General features: G+C 70.5%; 13 protein-coding genes. 9 read left to right on the plus strand and 4 right to left on the minus strand.

Translation table 11 applies throughout. The annotated features are described in order from the left end of the window. Positions 1 to 149 precede the first annotated feature (149 nt). Positions 150 to 2,123 carry a BamA/OMP85 family outer membrane protein gene (locus OV079_RS34460; protein WP_267773592.1) on the minus strand — a complete coding sequence of 658 codons (1,974 nt, stop codon included), beginning with the start codon at positions 2,121 to 2,123 and terminating at the stop codon, positions 150 to 152. A 281-nt stretch (positions 2,124 to 2,404) separates the two neighbouring features. On the opposite strand from OV079_RS34460, the gene OV079_RS34465 reads away from it, so the two are divergent. The 5 genes from OV079_RS34465 (at position 2,405) to OV079_RS34485 (ending at position 6,110) form a co-directional block, all read left to right on the plus strand. After that, the gene (locus OV079_RS34465; protein WP_267773593.1) at positions 2,405 to 3,304 is read left to right on the plus strand and encodes a YihY/virulence factor BrkB family protein; all 900 of its coding nucleotides are present in this window, start codon (positions 2,405 to 2,407) and stop codon (positions 3,302 to 3,304) included. A gap of 16 nt (positions 3,305 to 3,320) precedes the next feature. Next, positions 3,321 to 4,376 (plus strand): histone deacetylase family protein, encoded by a 1,056-nt coding sequence (locus OV079_RS34470; RefSeq protein WP_267773594.1) that lies wholly within the window; start codon positions 3,321 to 3,323, stop codon positions 4,374 to 4,376. Positions 4,377 to 4,457: 81 nt separating this feature from the next. Next, positions 4,458 to 4,823, plus strand: coding sequence for a 6-carboxytetrahydropterin synthase QueD (queD, locus tag OV079_RS34475; RefSeq protein ID WP_267773595.1), 366 nt, complete (start codon positions 4,458 to 4,460; stop codon positions 4,821 to 4,823). A gap of 454 nt (positions 4,824 to 5,277) precedes the next feature. After that, positions 5,278 to 5,619, plus strand: coding sequence for an ArsR/SmtB family transcription factor (locus OV079_RS34480; RefSeq protein ID WP_267773597.1), 342 nt, complete (start codon positions 5,278 to 5,280; stop codon positions 5,617 to 5,619). Further along, positions 5,616 to 6,110 (plus strand): SRPBCC family protein, encoded by a 495-nt coding sequence (locus tag OV079_RS34485; protein ID WP_267773599.1) that lies wholly within the window; start codon positions 5,616 to 5,618, stop codon positions 6,108 to 6,110. The genes OV079_RS34480 and OV079_RS34485 overlap by 4 nt, the downstream gene beginning before the upstream one ends. A 13-nt stretch (positions 6,111 to 6,123) precedes the next feature. Here the strand turns inward: OV079_RS34485 and OV079_RS34490 are convergent, their stop codons facing one another. Next, positions 6,124 to 6,879 (minus strand): hypothetical protein, encoded by a 756-nt coding sequence (locus OV079_RS34490; protein ID WP_267773601.1) that lies wholly within the window; start codon positions 6,877 to 6,879, stop codon positions 6,124 to 6,126. Between the two features lie 420 nt (positions 6,880 to 7,299). Further along, positions 7,300 to 8,526: a metallophosphoesterase gene (locus tag OV079_RS34495; RefSeq protein WP_267773602.1), complete on the minus strand. Its 1,227-nt coding sequence runs from the start codon at positions 8,524 to 8,526 to the stop codon at positions 7,300 to 7,302. A gap of 505 nt (positions 8,527 to 9,031) precedes the next feature. On the opposite strand from OV079_RS34495, the gene OV079_RS34500 reads away from it, so the two are divergent. The 3 genes from OV079_RS34500 (at position 9,032) to OV079_RS34510 (ending at position 11,597) form a co-directional block, all read left to right on the plus strand. Beyond that, entirely contained in the window at positions 9,032 to 9,859 is an 828-nt protein-coding gene (locus OV079_RS34500) for an EI24 domain-containing protein (protein WP_267773603.1), read from the plus strand. A gap of 253 nt (positions 9,860 to 10,112) precedes the next feature. Continuing rightward, positions 10,113 to 10,292: a hypothetical protein gene (locus OV079_RS34505; RefSeq protein WP_267773604.1), complete on the plus strand. Its 180-nt coding sequence runs from the start codon at positions 10,113 to 10,115 to the stop codon at positions 10,290 to 10,292. A 279-nt stretch (positions 10,293 to 10,571) separates the two neighbouring features. Further along, entirely contained in the window at positions 10,572 to 11,597 is a 1,026-nt protein-coding gene (locus OV079_RS34510; protein WP_267773605.1) for an aldo/keto reductase, read from the plus strand. 76 nt (positions 11,598 to 11,673) lie between these two features. Here the strand turns inward: OV079_RS34510 and OV079_RS34515 are convergent, their stop codons facing one another. After that, positions 11,674 to 12,105, minus strand: coding sequence for a host attachment protein (locus OV079_RS34515; RefSeq protein ID WP_267773607.1), 432 nt, complete (start codon positions 12,103 to 12,105; stop codon positions 11,674 to 11,676). A 383-nt stretch (positions 12,106 to 12,488) separates the two neighbouring features. Here OV079_RS34515 and gyrA point away from each other — a divergent pair, with 383 nt between their 5' ends. Next, the gene (gene gyrA / locus OV079_RS34520) at positions 12,489 to 15,086 is read left to right on the plus strand and encodes a DNA gyrase subunit A (RefSeq protein WP_267773609.1); all 2,598 of its coding nucleotides are present in this window, start codon (positions 12,489 to 12,491) and stop codon (positions 15,084 to 15,086) included. The last annotated feature ends 3 nt before the right edge of the window (positions 15,087 to 15,089 follow it).

Genomic DNA, 15,089 nt, shown 5'->3' on the forward strand with positions numbered 1-15,089 from the left:
CCGACGCGCAGCGCGAGCCGCAGGCCGACGTTGGTGGTCAGGAGCACGACGACCGCGCCGACCACGATCGACATGAGGATCGCCAGCCCCTTCAGCGTCGTGCGTGCGATCTTCCCGAGCCTCGTCATCGCGTCCCCTGCAGCCCTTGGTTAGAATGCTTCACCGAGCCCGAAGTGCACGGCCCAGATCTTCTGGTCGCGGGCGTATTCGGTCTCGTTGAGGCGGAAGCCCACGTCCAGGCGGAACATGCCGATCGGCGTGTCGAGGCGGACACCGGGCCCAGCCGAGTAGTTGAATTGTTTCAGCGCGAATTGATTGACCCCGGCGCGCACGTCGCCGCCGTCGACGAAGGCGACGAAGCTGAGCATCTCGGTGGCCCGGATGCGCGCCTCGATGTTGGCGAGGATCATGGTGTTGCCGCCCACGGGGATGCCGCGACAATCGGCCTCGCCGGGCACGCAGCCGTCGGGGAACACCTGCGGCGACAGCCGCCGCAGGCCCCAGCCGCGCACGGTGTCGGCGCCGCCGAGGTAGAAGCGCATGTCGATCGGCGCGCCGCCCCGGGGGCCCCACGGCACGATCCACCCCATCTCGAAGCGGCCCGCGAAGGTGATGCGCCAGTGCGGCGTCCAGTACAGGCGGATGCTGGGGCGCACGCGATGCGCGCTGAAGTCGCCGCCCAGGCCCATGATGTCGTAGACGACCCCGAGGATCGCGCCGTTCTTCGGCCGCAGCACCGAGTCGGTGAGGTAGATGCGCAGCGACGGCTCGAGGTAGCTGAGCGTGTACGGGTCGCGGAAGTCGAGCCCGAGGATCGAGTCCTGGCCCTTGAGGGTCGGCGACACGTTGAAGAAGTCGACGAAGCGGAAGTTGTAGGCGAGCTCGGCCTCGACGAAGCGGCTGAAGAAGCGCGACAGGCCGGCCCGCATGGTCGGGCTGTAGAACTGGTAGCCCTCCCAGATCCCGAGCTCGAACGCCGGCGACAGCGACGCCACCGTGCGCTTCTCGATCAGCCCCTTCTGCCGCAGCGTCGGCTCGAACTTGACGATCGGCCCGTGCTCCTGCGGGTTGAACATGCTCGGCAGCTCGGCGTAGCCGGCGCGCGCGCGCAGGTCGAAGCGGGTCAGGTTTTTAAAGAGGTTCTTGTGGGTGTAGAGCAGGCTGCCGCGCTGCTCCCAGCGCACCGGGTCGAGGCCGAAGCCGGCGCCGAGCTTGATCGACTGCGGCTTGGCCGGGCGCGCCTTGACGACCAGGTCGATCGTCCCCGGCTTCGACTCCGACGGCTTCTCTTCGATCGTGACGGTGTCGAACACCTCGAGGCCGTAGGTCGCCGCCTCGACCTTCTTCACCAGCTTCGGCGAGTACGGCTTGCCGGGCGCGTAGTCGGACTCGTTGCGGACGTACTTCTCGGGCACGTTGCCGAGGCCTTCGAAGCGGATCTCGCCGATCTTGTAGTACGGGCCGGGGCGGATCTCGAAGCGCACGGTGGCGCCGACGCCGGGCATCACCTCGGCCGACTCGCGCACCTCCGCCTTCGCGTAGCCGGCGTCGCGCAGCGTCTCGAGCAGCTGCTCGGTCGAGCGGTTCAGCTTCGGCACCTCGAACGCGCTCTCGGTCTGGAGCGCGATCCGCTTGCGCAGCGCGTCCTCGCCGACCCGCGGGTCGCCGACGGCGACGCCGGGGCGACCGGCCGGGAACGTCAGCTCGATCTTCTTGACCAGCGTCGGCTCGCCCTCGCGGACGACCACCTTGATGGTCGCCTTGCCCGGGCGGCGCTCACCCGGCGTGCGGGTGAACAGGCGCACGCGCCCGGCCTTCACCACCGGGGTGATCGACACCACCTCGGCGTCGTAGTAGCCGTGGGCCTTGTAGACCTCGACGATGCGCTTGGCGTCGACCGGGATGTTGGCGGGCAGGAACGCGTAGCGGTCCTTCCACGGCAGGATCGACGTCTCCCCCATGTGCAGGTACGCCAGCAGCTCCTTCTCCGGGAACCGCTCGACCCCGACGAACTGAACGTCCTTGATGTAGGCGTCGGACCCGCGGACGTCGTCGAGCTTGCTCGAGCAGCCGACGAGGACCGCGAGCACCAGTCCGAAGAGACATGTCCACAGCGGGCGCATGACGCGCGAACTATGATCTCGACCGGCCTCAGGGGCCACGCGCGCGGGCGCAAGATTCCTCGCGCGGGCCGTCCTCCAGCCGTTTTGAGGCTGTCCGGCCGCGCTGCCGCGCAAAGTCCGCGAACGGACGACGTCCGCGCCGACGCGATCATGACATGCCTGCAACAACATGCCCCTTCGGACATGTGTTCGCCGACGCCCCTCTACACCCCCGCTCTGCGCTTCGCTGGCCGCGCCCGGCGATCCGGATCAAGATCGCCGGGCAAGCCGGAGAAGCCGCCATGCGAACACTGCGGAAGATCTTCCTGTTGCTCAAGGACGCGGGGCTCGAGTTTTCGCGCGAGGACCCGTTCACGCAGGCGGGCGCGCTGTCCTACTATACGATGCTGTCGCTGGCGCCGTTCCTGCTGCTGCTGGTGGCGATCGTCGGCCTTATCTACGGCGAGGAGGCCGCGCGCGGCGAGGTCGTCGACCGGCTCGAGCACCTCATCGGCGGAGAGGCCGCCGGGCTGGCGCAGGACATCCTCGCCCACGCGCACAAGGCCGGCGGCGGGTGGCTGTCGGCGATCATCAGCGGCGTGGTGATGTTGGTCGGCGCGACCACGGCCTTCGGGCAGTTGCAGTCGGCGCTCGATCACATCTGGGGCGCCGCCCCGAGCCAGACCGGCTGGCGCAACACCGTGCGCGGGCGCCTCCTCGGCCTCGTCCTCATCCTCGCCCTCGGCGCCGCGGTCGTCGCCCTGCTGGTGGCCGGCTCGATCGTCTCCGGCCTGTCGTCGATGCCCGGCGTCGAAGGCCTCGGGTGGTTCTGGCGGCTCGTCGACCTCGGCGTCTCGCTGACGGTGATGACCGGCGTGTTCGCGCTGCTGTTCAAGCTGTTGCCGAACGCCGAGGTCCGCTGGCGCGAGGTGGCCATCGGCGCCGCCACCACCTCGCTGCTGTTCACCGTCGGCCAGTGGGGGCTCGGCGTCTACCTCGGCCGCGCCGCCGTCGGCTCGGCCTACGGCGCGGCCGGCTCGGTGGTCGTGCTGATGGCGTGGGTCTACTACTCGTCGCTCATCGTCCTGTTCGGCGCCGAGATCACGCAGGTCCACGCGCGGCGCTCCGGTCGCGCGATCGTCTCGCACGGGAAGCAGGAGGTGCGCCAGGTCCCGGCCGGCGCCGCGACCTCGCATTCGTGATCGGTAGCATCGGCGGATGCCGGCGACTATGCTGCCGAGCCACGCCATGGCGCACGACACGCTCCTCGTCTGTGACGATCGCATGCTCGGCCACGAGCAGAGCCCTCACCACCCCGAGAGCCCGGCGCGGCTGCGGGCGATCCGCGACAAGCTGCAGAGCCAGCCGATCGCCGGCACGCGCTGGCAGTCGGCCACCCCGGCCACGCGCGAGCAGGTCCTCCGCGTGCATCACCCGATCTACGTCGACGCCGTCGACCGCGCCCGCGGCGTCGCCTTCGACCTCGACCCCGACGTCTTGCTCGCCCCCGGCAGCGTCGACGCCGCCTACCTGGCCGCAGGGGCAGGTATCGCCGCCGTCGAGGCCGTGGTCGGCGGCGCCGCCCGCCGCGCCTTCGCCCTCGTGCGCCCGCCGGGCCACCACGCGGAGCACAGCATGGCCATGGGCTTCTGCGTGTTCAGCAACATCGCCGCGGCCGCCGAGCACGCCCGCGTCGCGCTCGGGCTGTCGCGCGTGCTGGTGATCGACTGGGACGTCCACCACGGCAACGGCACCCAGCACCTGTTCGAGGGCCGGCGCGACGTCCTGGTGTTCAACACCCATCAGTCGCCGCACTACCCGGGCACCGGCGCGGCGGGAGAGGTCGGCAACGGCGACGGCCGCGGCTTCACGGTCAACGTCCCGCTGCCCGGCGGCCTCGGCGACGGCGACTACGCGGCGATCTACCGCGACCTCCTGACCCCGATCGCTGAGCAATTCGCCCCCGAGCTGATCCTCGTGTCCGCCGGCTTCGACCCGCACCGCGACGATCCCCTCGGCGACATGCAGGTCACCGCCGACGGCTTCGCCCACCTCTGCGGGGTGGTCTGCGACCTCGCCGACCGCCTCGCCGACGGCCGCGTGGTCCTCCTGCTCGAGGGGGGCTACGACCTGCGCGGCCTGGCCGACAGCGTCCACGCCTGCACGGCGGTCCTCGCCGGCAGCACCCCACCCGGCGGCGGCCCCGCCAGCCCTGGCGGCGAGGCGGCCGTCCGCCGCGCCCGTGCGGCCCAGGCCCTCTTCTGGCGCTTCTAGCCGGCCACCCCGGCGCCCGTGAGCTCGCCCAGCTCGGCGCGCGCGCCGGCTTCCGTTACTCTCCGCCCCCGCCGCCGAGCCATGGACATTTTTAAACAGTTCCGCTTCGAGGCCGCCCACCGCCTGCCGAACGTGCCCGCGAACCACAAGTGCGCGCGCCTCCACGGCCACTCGTTCATGATCGAGATCCACGTGACCGGCCCGGTCGGCGAGACGAGCGGTTGGGTCGTCGACTTCGCCGACATCGGCGCCGCCTGGCAGCCGCTGCACGCGCTGCTCGACCACAACTATCTCAACGAGGTCGAGGGCCTCGAGAACCCGACCAGCGAGCTGCTGGCCCGGTGGATCTGGCGCCGCATGCTGCCCGCCCTGCCCGGCCTGTCGCAGGTCGTGGTCCGCGAGACCTGCACCTCCGGCTGCATCTACCGCGGCGAAGACGAGCGCTGAGCCTTTTCCTGCGCGCGCATCGTCGGCCCGCAGGTCGTGGCTCGCGAGGCCTGCGCCTCCGCCCGCGTCGAACCGCGAAGACGAACGCCAGGCGCTCCGACGGTGACATGCGCTGCTGTCTGATGAGACATGGCGCATAGGCCATGCCCCTCAGGCCAGGTCTTCCGGCGACGTTCGCGGCGCCCCCCGCCACGCCGACCGAGGGACGCTGCCCTCGTGCCGCCGCTGCGGGAGCTCGCGCTTCGCGGCACGGGATGGCGCGCTCATGCATCGGGCCACGAAGACATGTCTCTTCGGACATGTCGCGTCGCTGCCGGCCGTCCCGATCACGATCTGACCGCCGGTCATAAGCCGCTTCCCGTGCTCGGCATCGACGCCCCGCGCATTCTCCGCAGCGCGCCCGATGGCTGCAAAGCGGCTTGACGCGCCATGAGTTCGTTGTAACTTACCGTTCGTGCCGACTTACCAAACCAACCCCTGGGACGCGCTGGGCGACCCGAGTCGGCGGGTGATCTTCGAGCGTCTTGCGGACCGGCCCCACTCCGTGGGCGAGCTGGCCGACAAGCTGCCGATCAGTCGCCCGGCGGTCTCGCAGCACCTGCGCGTCCTCAAGGAGGCCGGGCTCGTGGTGTACCGCGCCGAGGGCACGCGGCGCGTCTACACGATCCACACCGCGGGCATCGCCCGCCTGCGCGCCGACCTCGACCGCTTCTGGATGCTCGCGTTGTCGGCGTTCAAGCAGGCGGCCGAGGCCGACGAGCCCGGCCACCACGACGACGACAAGGAAGCGCCATGAACCAACCGATCCCCGTCCCCCAGAGCCAGAGCCTGCTCGTCTCCAAGTCCATCCACGTCGCCACCACCCCCGAGCGAGCGTTCCGCGTGTTCACCGAGCAGCTCGGCACCTGGTGGCCGCTCGTCAGCCACCACATCGGCCAGGTCGCGGCCGTCACCGCCGTGGTCGAGCCGTTCGCCGGCGGCCGCTGGTTCGAGCGCGGGGTCGACGGCACCGAGTGTCTCTGGGGACATGTGAAGGTGTGGCAGCCGCCCGGTCGCCTGGTCCTCTCGTGGGAGCTCAACTGCCAGTGGGCCTACGACCCCGGCCAGCAGACCGAGGTCGAGGTCCGCTTCATCCCCGAGGGCGACGGCACCCGCGTCGAGCTCGAGCATCGCCTGCTCGAGCGCTACGGCGATAAGGCCGAGCAGATGGCCGCGGCGCTCGGCGGCGAAGGCGGCTGGGGCAACATCCTCGCGCTGTTCGGGCGCACCGCCGAAGCCGCCGCCTGAGCGCGAGGCCGCATCAGGGCCGTATCGTGAAGCGGAACACCAGGTCGCTCGGCTCGTCGACGAGGCAGATCACCGGCTCGTCGCGGCACACGCCGTTCATGCAGGCGAGCGCCTCGCACTGAAAGTTGTCGACGCACGCCTCCCCGGCGAGGCGTCGCGGCGCGCACACGCCGGCGTCGCAGAACAGCCCGAACTCGCACGCCGTGGGATCGTCGGCGCAGGCCTCTCCCGCGCCGACCTCCGGCACGCACGTGTCGGATTCGACGCTGCACGTCAGACCCTCGGCGCACTCGCCCAGCTCGTTGCCGTTGTCCTCCGCGCAGGTCTGGCCGACCTGCATGGTCGGCAGCTCGCCGAAAGTCATGCAGGTGAAGGTGTCGAGGATGTCGCAAGACTCGTCAGCCGCGGCGCAGGAGTCGGCGTAGGCGGCCACGTCGGTGTCCAGATCGGGGCACGCTCCGCCGCTCGGCACGTCGCCGCGGAACACCTCGCAGCGCCCGCCACACTGCGAAAACGGCTCATAAAATCCGGACTCGAGGCCGCATCCGCGCCGATACACCGCGCTGGCGAGGATCTGCAGCGCGCACGCGGGGTCGTACTCCCATGAATGGTCCCGCGCGTACCTCTGCACCGCCTCGAACTTGGGTCGCAGCCTCACCACGCAGTCCACCCCGCCGCCGCAGCCGCACGCGGCCTTCTGGGCGCAGACCGCCGCGGTGAATCGGGCGGCGAACTCTCCCTCGGCGATCGTCGGGACCGCCGGACACATCGGCGGCTCGTCGCCCGCTCTCTCCGCGGACCTCGCCGCATCACCGGCCGCCCGCTCGCGCAGGGCCGACGCCATCGCCCCGGCATCCGCGCCCGCGAAAGCCCATACGACGCTCATCAGCGAGCCCAACATCGACCACGGCATGTCGTCCTCCGACTGCGTTCACCGTGCTTCGACGGGACCGCGGCGGCAACCCGCGGGCCTCGCTCGCGCTCGCGCCGAACGGCCGCGGACTTCGCCGTTCACACGGTTCGGCCCGGGGCCCGGCCCTGCCGTCGATGACACCGGTGATGGGGGACGAGACGAGCTCGACGTCGACGCTCCAGCCGCTCGCCCGCGGCGGCCCGACCGCATCTCGTCTGCGCCGCTCGCGAGCGACGCGCCCCCTGACGAGAGGGCGCGTCGCGGGCGGGCGGGCGCTCACTTGGAGAACGTGCGCGAGTACAGCTCGTTGCCGTTCTTGTCGTAGATGACGCCGGTGAAGCTGTTGTCGTTGAGCTCGACCCAGGTGAAGCCTTCCATCTCGGCGATCTGGAAGTGGAACGGGTTGTCGCCCTCGATCGTGTTGGCCTTGCTGCCCGCGCCGGCGACGATGAACTCGGTGCCGCAGGCCGCCTGCAGCCACTGCATCGTGTGGTCGTGGCCGCAGATATAGACGTCGATCTTGCCGCAGACCGACTCCTCCATGAACTCCTTGACGCTCTCGCCGGCCACGAACGGCAGGGGGATGCCCTCGAGGTCTTCGTAGGCGCCGGCGTTGCCGTGGTCGCCGTTCGAGAGGTAGGGGTGATGGCCGAAGGCGATCTTCCACGTCGCGGTGCTGGCCGCCACGGTCTGGTCGAGCCAGTTCTGCTGGTCGTCGGAGCTGCCGTTGAACGGGTCGGTCATCACCTGGTTGGTGTCGAGGCCCCAGAACTCCGCGTGGGCCTGCTTCCACGAGTAGTACTTGTCGGGCATGCGCCACAGCTCGCTGTGCTGCGTGTACTCGACCTGGTAGTCCGACTTGCTGGTGTCGAAGTCGACGCCGATGCCGTTGCCGCCGTAGTCGTGGTTGCCGAGCACCGCGTAGATCGGGAACGTGATGCCCATGTACGGCAGCTCGAACTTCTCCTGCCACTGCGGGTCGTCGACGCCCTCGACGCCGCTGTCGTAGAAGTTGTCGCCGGTGAGCATCGCCCAGTCGCAGCCGCGCTGCTCGCACACCGCGATGATCGCGTCGGCCACCTGATACTGGTCCTCGTTGCCCTCGCCGACGTCGCCGAGCACCACGAAGCGGACCACACCGGCCGCGCCGCCGGTGGTCTCGTCGTCGGTGGTGGAGGACGCGGTCGTGTTCGTCGTCGTCGTGTCGACGGTGGTCGTCGCCGTCGCGGTCGTCGTCGTCGAGGTCGGCGGAGTGGTCGTCGGGCCTGCGGTCGGGTCGGGCTCGCTGGTCGTATTGGTCTGGCCGCCGGACTGCGTGCCGTCGCTCGCGCCGGTCGGCTGCGAGGTCGGCCCCGGGCTCTGCGTCGTGCCGCCCGTGTCGGTCGTCTGCGCCGTGGTGTCGACGTTCTGGGTGCCCGCGCCCGTGCCCCCGTCGTCGCTGCAACCACCGGCGAACACCGCCGCGAGCACTGTCCCATGCGCAATTCGGCTGACCATCTTCATGTCCATCGTCCCCTCAGGCCGCGGCAATATACACGAGCGGCCGATCGCTGCGCGTCCGGAAGGCCACGCGCGGGGACACCCGCTGCCGTCGTCGACGCACGTGCGCAAGCTCGCGGGTCTTCTGCGAGCGTCACGGCTGGGGCCTCGACGCGACGGCGGTCGCCCGTCCGCGATTTCCGAACCGCACGCGACCGGCGACCTCCTGCGCCGCGCGTGGAAACTCCTCGCCGACGGCTCGTCCGCTCGTGACCTCGTCCTCGGCCCGCGCTCTCGCTGCGCTCTCGAGCGACGAGGTGCGCGACGCGAGCGTCACCTCGGCGTGAAGTCAGCCCGGCGGAGCGACTCGAGGCTCTTCGGTGAACCACGACCTCGGCTGCGCCCGCGCTCGCCTCGCGAGTTCGGCGCGGAGTCCGGCGCCGACGATCGTGCCAGCCGACAGACCGCGTTCTCGCGCCGTTGCGCCCGAAGCGCGACCCCGACCGAAGATTCGTGCTACTCGCGAGCCATGCCTCCTGCTGCCGTCCCCCAGGGCCTCCCGCGCGGCGTCCAGCTGGCCGTTCGCGGGCTTCAGCTCGCGCTCGCCAGCGCCGAGGTCCGCCGCGCCTACGCCCGCCTGGCGATCGTCCTCGTCGTCCTCGCGGTCGCGTTGACGGCGGCGCTCGGCGGCCTCCTGTGGTGGATGGTACCTGTCGATGGGGACATGTCCTGGACGACATGGCTCGGAAGATGGGCGCTGCGGATCGGCGGCGGTCTGCTGGCGCTGGTCGCCGCGCCGATGCTGTCGTACTTCGTCGTCAGCATCGGCCTCCCGTTCCTGGCCGACGGCGTGTTCATGGCGGGCGTGCGGGCGACCAGCCCGGCGCTGGCGGCCCGGCTCGAGCGGCCGGCGGAGCTCGGGTTCGTGGCCTCGACGCTCGGCAGCATCCGCCGCGCCCTCTACTTCCTCGGCGTCACCGTGCTCCTGTTCGGCCTCACCCTCGTGCCCTTCGTCGGGCCGCTGCTCGGGCCGCCGCTGCAGCTGTGGTACGCCGCCCGGACCTTCACCTGGGAGCTGCTCGACCCGTACTTCGAGCGCACCGGCCGCGACTACTCGCATCAGAAGACCCTCGTGCGGGCGCATCGCGGGACCCTCGTGGGTTTCGGTCTGCCGTGGGTGGCCGTCATGGCGCTCCCGTTCGTGGGCCCTCTGCTTTTGGTCTCGCGCAGGCGGCGGTCGCCGCGGTCGTCGCCGACGAGCTCGAAGCGGAATCAGCGCGCTGATCCTGTCCGCGAGGACGATCGGACGCGTGTCCGGGCGACCGTCCGAGACCTGTCCCGAAGATCAGGCCGCTGACAGCCCTCGCCGAAGGCCCGGGGTCCGCGATCGGGACAGCGCTCGAACCGCGTTCGTCAGGCCCCTGAGGGTCGTGGACGCGCCCCCCCAGGCTGTCCCCTGTCACGTGGCCTTCCAGCCCTGTGCTTACGACGTGGGATAAACACCGCTATGTCGGCTCGGAGGGCGTCCTGGCGGCCCGTTCTCGGCAAATTGACGCTCCGCATGCTTGGCAAGCTTCTTGCTGTTACAGACCTGCCCCCCTGGAGCCGCCATGTCCGCGAAGACCGAAGTTCCCTGGGTTTACCTGTGCCTCAAGGTGCAGTACGCCTTTCCGCAGGTTGGTGCCCGCCTGGCTCTGGGGCTTGCCCACACCTGGCCCGCCAACGACAGCGCAGAAGCCCCGGCTCCTGCCTCGCCGGGCAAGCTCGGCGCCCGTCGGGACAGCGCCTAGACCGCTGTTCTCGCACCCTGGCGGCCTTCACCTGGAGGCGCCAGACCTCACCTTCCACCCCGTCTCCGGGTACGGCCCCTGCGTTCGGGGCCGCGCGCCGGACCCGAACCGCCCAGCCCGAACGCGTGGACTCTCGTCCGCTCCGGGCTGTCACCTCCACTGTAGAGCCTGCTGCGTCGCGTGGCACGCCGACCGATCGCCTTCGGTCGGCGTCGCGCGTCAGACCGGCCCTCGCCGCTCGTAGAGTCCACCCGCCCGCGACCGCGCGGGGGAGGACCCATGGAGTACCGCAATCTCGGCCGCAGCGGCCTGTCGGTGTCGACGCTGTGCCTCGGCACGATGACGTTCGGCGAGGCCGACGAGAACTCGTTCATGCACAAGGTCGGGTGCGACGAGGCGACCTCGTTCCGCATCATGAACCTGGCCCTCGAGGCAGGTGTCAACTTCTGGGACACCGCCGACGTGTACGGCCAGGACGGCCTCAGCGAGCGCGTGATCGGCAAGTGGTTCGCCGACACCAAGCGGCGCGACGAGGTCGTGCTGGCGACCAAGTTCCGCTTCCGCATGAGCAAGGGCGCCAACGGCACCGGCGCCTCGCGGCGGCGGATCGTCCGCTGCGTCGACGACTCGCTGCGCCGGCTGCAGACCGACCGCATCGATCTCTACCAGATCCACATGCAGGACAGCGACACGCCGGAGGAGGAGACCCTGCGCGCGCTGGACGACCTGATCCGCGCCGGCAAGGTGCTCTACATCGGCTGCAGCAACTACGCCGCCTACCGCCTGGTCGAGAGCATCTACACCAGCGAGGCCAGGCACCTCGAGCGGTTCGTCAGCTTGCAGGCGCAGTACAGCCTGATCGTCCGCGACCTCGAGCTCGAGCTCGTGCCCGCGTGCGTGCGCCACGGGCTCGGCATCTTGCCGTGGTCGCCGCTGGGCGGCGGCTTCCTGTCCGGCAAGATCGAGCGCGGCGCGCCGCCGCCGCCCGGGACCCGGCTGGAGAAGTGGAAGGAGCGGCTGGCCGCCTTCGACACCGACCGCAACTGGCGGACCCTCGCCGCGGTCAAGGCCGTCGCCGCCGAGCTCGGGGCCACGCCGTCGCAGGTCGCGCTCGCGTGGCTGCTGCACAAGCCGGGCGTCACCTCCTGCATCTTCGGCGCCCGCACCGAGGACCAGCTGCGCGACAACCTCAAGGCCGCCGACCTCAAGCTGTCGGGCGAGCAGCTGCGCGCCCTCGACGACGCCTCGGCCAGCCCGCTGCCCTACCCCTACGCGATGATCCGCAACATCCAGGGCCGCTGGTAGCGCCGGCCGTCGCGCCCGCGAAAAAGGGACAGGTCCCCGAGGACCTGTCCCTTTCATCATGTCCGAAGAGACTGTCTCAGTGCAGCCACTCGTGCCGGCGCGCCCGCTCTTGCAGCGCCTGGACCGAGTCGTTGGTGTAGTCGCCGATGATCTCGCGGACCACGGACTTCTGCAGGGGGCCTCTGGCGACCTCGCGCAGGCGGCCGACGAAGTCGGCCGGGGCGGCGATGACCAGGCGGCCGAACTGGCGCTGGTGCTGGGCCTGCGTCAGCCGCTCGACGATCTGGCGCACGAACTTCGAGTCCTGCTCCTCGGCCGCGCCGCGGGTCTCGCTGACCAGATCGCGCCGGCCCGACGCGCTGCTCTGGCCGCCGCGCCGCTCGTACCGCGGGCGTTCCGGACTCTCGAGCGTCTCGATCGGGGTCAGCGTGGGCTTCATGCGTGAGCCGTTGACCTCGAAGACCAGGGCCTGACTGCGATCCGCGACGACGAACCAGGTCGATTCCATTCCGGTACCTCCTCATTTTCGATGCTGGGGCAGGCCGCGGGGCCTTACAAGCCGCAACGGGCCGCCCGGCCGCGTGAACAACCGCGGGGCCGCGGTCGCCCATTCCCGCCCGGCGATCCCCCACCGCGGGGCCGCGATCCCGCCGCACGCGCGGCAAAACTCCGTGACTACGCGTGAATTTCCCGCCTGGAGGCGCTGGCGCGCTTCGTGAGGCGGCGCATCCGCGACGACGCCCTCACGGACCGCCGCTGCGGGCCCCTGCGAAGGCGCTGGAGGGCCGGGCACCGCCGGGGCGCGGGGGGCGCCGCCGGGGCCTGCAGCGGCCGGCAAAAGCGCGTAGCCGCGTCGGACGGCCCGCGCTATCCTCCCGCCCCTCACGGCGTATGGCGAGCGAGCAGAAGACCGGGATCAACATCGAAGACGAGATGCGTAGCTCCTTTTTGGACTACGCCATGAGCGTCATCATCTCGCGCGCGCTGCCGGACGTGCGCGACGGCCTCAAGCCGGTTCACCGCCGGGTGCTGTACGCGATGGACCAGCTGCGCAACACCCACGCGCAGCCTTACAAGAAGTCCGCGCGCGTCGTCGGCGACGTCATCGGCAAGTACCACCCGCACGGCGACGCCTCGGTGTACGACGCGCTGGTCCGCCTGGCCCAGGACTTCGCCATGCGCTACCCGCTGGTCGACGGCCAGGGCAACTTCGGCTCGATCGACGGCGACGCGCCGGCGGCCATGCGTTACACCGAGGTCCGCATGAAGCGGCTCACCTCGAAGCTGCTGGCCGACCTCGACAAGGACACCGTCGACTGGACGCCGAACTACGACGACAAGGAGTTCGAGCCGAGCGTCCTGCCGACCAAGATCCCGAACCTCCTCCTCAACGGAGCGGTCGGCATCGCCGTCGGCATGGCGACCAACATCCCGCCGCACAACTTGCGGGAGATCGTGGACGCCTGCATCGCCCTGGTCGACGACCCCAAGCTGCCGCCCCGCGACCTGCTGCAGATCGTCTCCGGCCCGGACTTCCCGACCGGCGGTCAGATCATCGGCCGCGCCGGCATCCGCCAGGCCTACGCGACCGGCCGCGGCAGCCTCACCTTGCGGGCCAAGTGCACGATCGAAGAGGACGAGAAGGGCCGCGAGGCGATCATCGTCCACGAGATCCCCTACCAGGTCAACAAGGTGCGGCTCATCAGCCACATCGCCGAGCTCGTGCGCGAGAAGAAGCTCGAGGGCATCAGCGACCTGCAGGACTACTCCGACCGCACGGGCATGCGGATCTGGATTCAGGTCAAGCGCGACGCCTCGGCCCAGGTCGTCCTCAACTCGCTCTACAAATCCAGCGACCTGCAGGTCAGCTTCGGCGTCAACATGATCGCCATCGCCGGCGGTCGGCCGCAGGTGCTGAGCCTGCACGAGTGCCTGACGCACTTCCTCGACCACCGCCGCGTCGTCGTCACCCGCCGCTCGCGCTACGAGCTGCGCAAGGCGCAGGAGCGGCGCGAGATCGTCGAGGGCATCGGCGTCGCGATCGACGCGATCGACCGCATCATCGCCATCATCCGCGCCGCGCCCGACCCCGACGCCGCGCGCGAGGCCCTGTGCGCCGAGCCGCTGCACGGCTTCTCCGGCTTCCTGGCCCGCTGCGGCCGGCCCGAGGCCGAGGTCGAGGCGGCGAAGGGCAGGCCGTACCACCTCAAGCCGAACCAGGCCAAGGCGATCCTCGACATGCGCCTGCAGCGGCTCACCGGCCTCGAGCGCGAGAAGGTCGAGGGCGAGTACAAGGAGCTGTGCGCGACGATCGCGTACCTCGAGAGCATCCTCGGCTCGGACGCGATGTTGATGCAGGTGATCCGCGGCGAGCTGGTCGGCATCCGCGACGAGTACGGCGACGACCGCCGCACGGAGATCGTCGACGACGACTCGGAGATCGAGCCGATCGACCTGGTCGCCGACGAGCCGATGATCGTCATGCTGACGAACAACGGCTACATCAAGCGCCTGCCGGTCGGTGAGTACCGGGTGCAGGGCCGCGGCGGCACCGGCGTCAAGGGCGGCGTCGGCCGCGACGCCGCCGACTTCGTGGTCGAGCTGTTCGAGGCGAGCACCCACGCCCACGTGCTGATGTTCACCAACACCGGCCGGGTGTTCCGCACCCGCGTGTTCGAGCTGCCGGCCGGCCGCCGCGACCACGCCGGCAAGGCGCTGGTCAACTTCCTCGACCTGCGCGACGGCGAGCGCGTGCTCGGCATGGTCCCGTACCGCGACGAGGACCTCGAGGGCGGCCACTTCTACGTGGTGATGTGCTCGCAGCAGGGCTACATCAAGCGCACCGCGCTCGACGAGTTCGCCAACATCCGCTCGACCGGCATCATCGCCGTCACCATCGAGGACGGCGACCAGCTGATCGACGCGCGCCTGACCAACGGCAAGCAGCAGATCATGCTGACCTCGGCCCAGGGCATGGCGATCCGCTTCACCGAGGACGACGTGCGCCCGATGGGCCGCACCGCCCGCGGCGTGCGCGGCCAGGACCTGCGCGAGGGCGACGCCGTCGTCAGCATGGCCGTGCTCGAGCCCGAGACCGAGGGCTCGATCCTCACCATGTGCGCCAAGGGCTACGGCAAGCGCACCGCCGCCTCGGACTACAAGGTCCAGAACCGCGCCGGCCTCGGCATCATCACGATCAAGGTCACCGAGCGCAACGGCCCGGTGGTCGCCTCCCTCCGCGTCGACGCCGACGACCACGTCATGGTCGTCACCAGCCGCGGCAAGGTCATCCGCACCACCGCCGCCTCGATCAGCGAGATCGGTCGCAACACCCAGGGCGTCCGCATCATCCGCATCGGCGAGGAAGAGCGCGTGGTCGCGGTCGAGCGCATCGTCGACCGCGAGGAGGAGGCCGGCGAGGAGGTCGGCGAGGCCGTCGAGGCCCCCGCCGGCGACGAGCCCGCCGGCGACGAGGGCGGCGAAGAGTAACCT

Source organism: Nannocystis pusilla (assembly GCF_026626665.1).
Taxonomy (GTDB): Bacteria; Myxococcota_A; Polyangia; order Nannocystales; family Nannocystaceae; genus Nannocystis; species Nannocystis pusilla.

What these genes read in the sequence shown, in the direction of transcription:
- queD (WP_267773595.1), top strand. Translation starts at nt 4,458, where the DNA reads ATGGACATTTTTAAACAGTTCCGCTTCGAGGCCGCCCACCGCCTGCCG.
- OV079_RS34515 (WP_267773607.1), bottom strand. Translation starts at nt 12,105, where the DNA reads ATGGAATCGACCTGGTTCGTCGTCGCGGATCGCAGTCAGGCCCTGGTC.
- OV079_RS34460 (WP_267773592.1), bottom strand. Translation starts at nt 2,123, where the DNA reads ATGCGCCCGCTGTGGACATGTCTCTTCGGACTGGTGCTCGCGGTCCTC.
- OV079_RS34470 (WP_267773594.1), top strand. Translation starts at nt 3,321, where the DNA reads ATGCCGGCGACTATGCTGCCGAGCCACGCCATGGCGCACGACACGCTC.
- OV079_RS34495 (WP_267773602.1), bottom strand. Translation starts at nt 8,526, where the DNA reads ATGAAGATGGTCAGCCGAATTGCGCATGGGACAGTGCTCGCGGCGGTG.
- OV079_RS34485 (WP_267773599.1), top strand. Translation starts at nt 5,616, where the DNA reads ATGAACCAACCGATCCCCGTCCCCCAGAGCCAGAGCCTGCTCGTCTCC.
- OV079_RS34500 (WP_267773603.1), top strand. Translation starts at nt 9,032, where the DNA reads ATGCCTCCTGCTGCCGTCCCCCAGGGCCTCCCGCGCGGCGTCCAGCTG.
- OV079_RS34510 (WP_267773605.1), top strand. Translation starts at nt 10,572, where the DNA reads ATGGAGTACCGCAATCTCGGCCGCAGCGGCCTGTCGGTGTCGACGCTG.
- gyrA (WP_267773609.1), top strand. Translation starts at nt 12,489, where the DNA reads ATGGCGAGCGAGCAGAAGACCGGGATCAACATCGAAGACGAGATGCGT.
- OV079_RS34505 (WP_267773604.1), top strand. Translation starts at nt 10,113, where the DNA reads ATGTCCGCGAAGACCGAAGTTCCCTGGGTTTACCTGTGCCTCAAGGTG.
- OV079_RS34490 (WP_267773601.1), bottom strand. Translation starts at nt 6,879, where the DNA reads ATGTGTCCGGCGGTCCCGACGATCGCCGAGGGAGAGTTCGCCGCCCGA.
- OV079_RS34465 (WP_267773593.1), top strand. Translation starts at nt 2,405, where the DNA reads ATGCGAACACTGCGGAAGATCTTCCTGTTGCTCAAGGACGCGGGGCTC.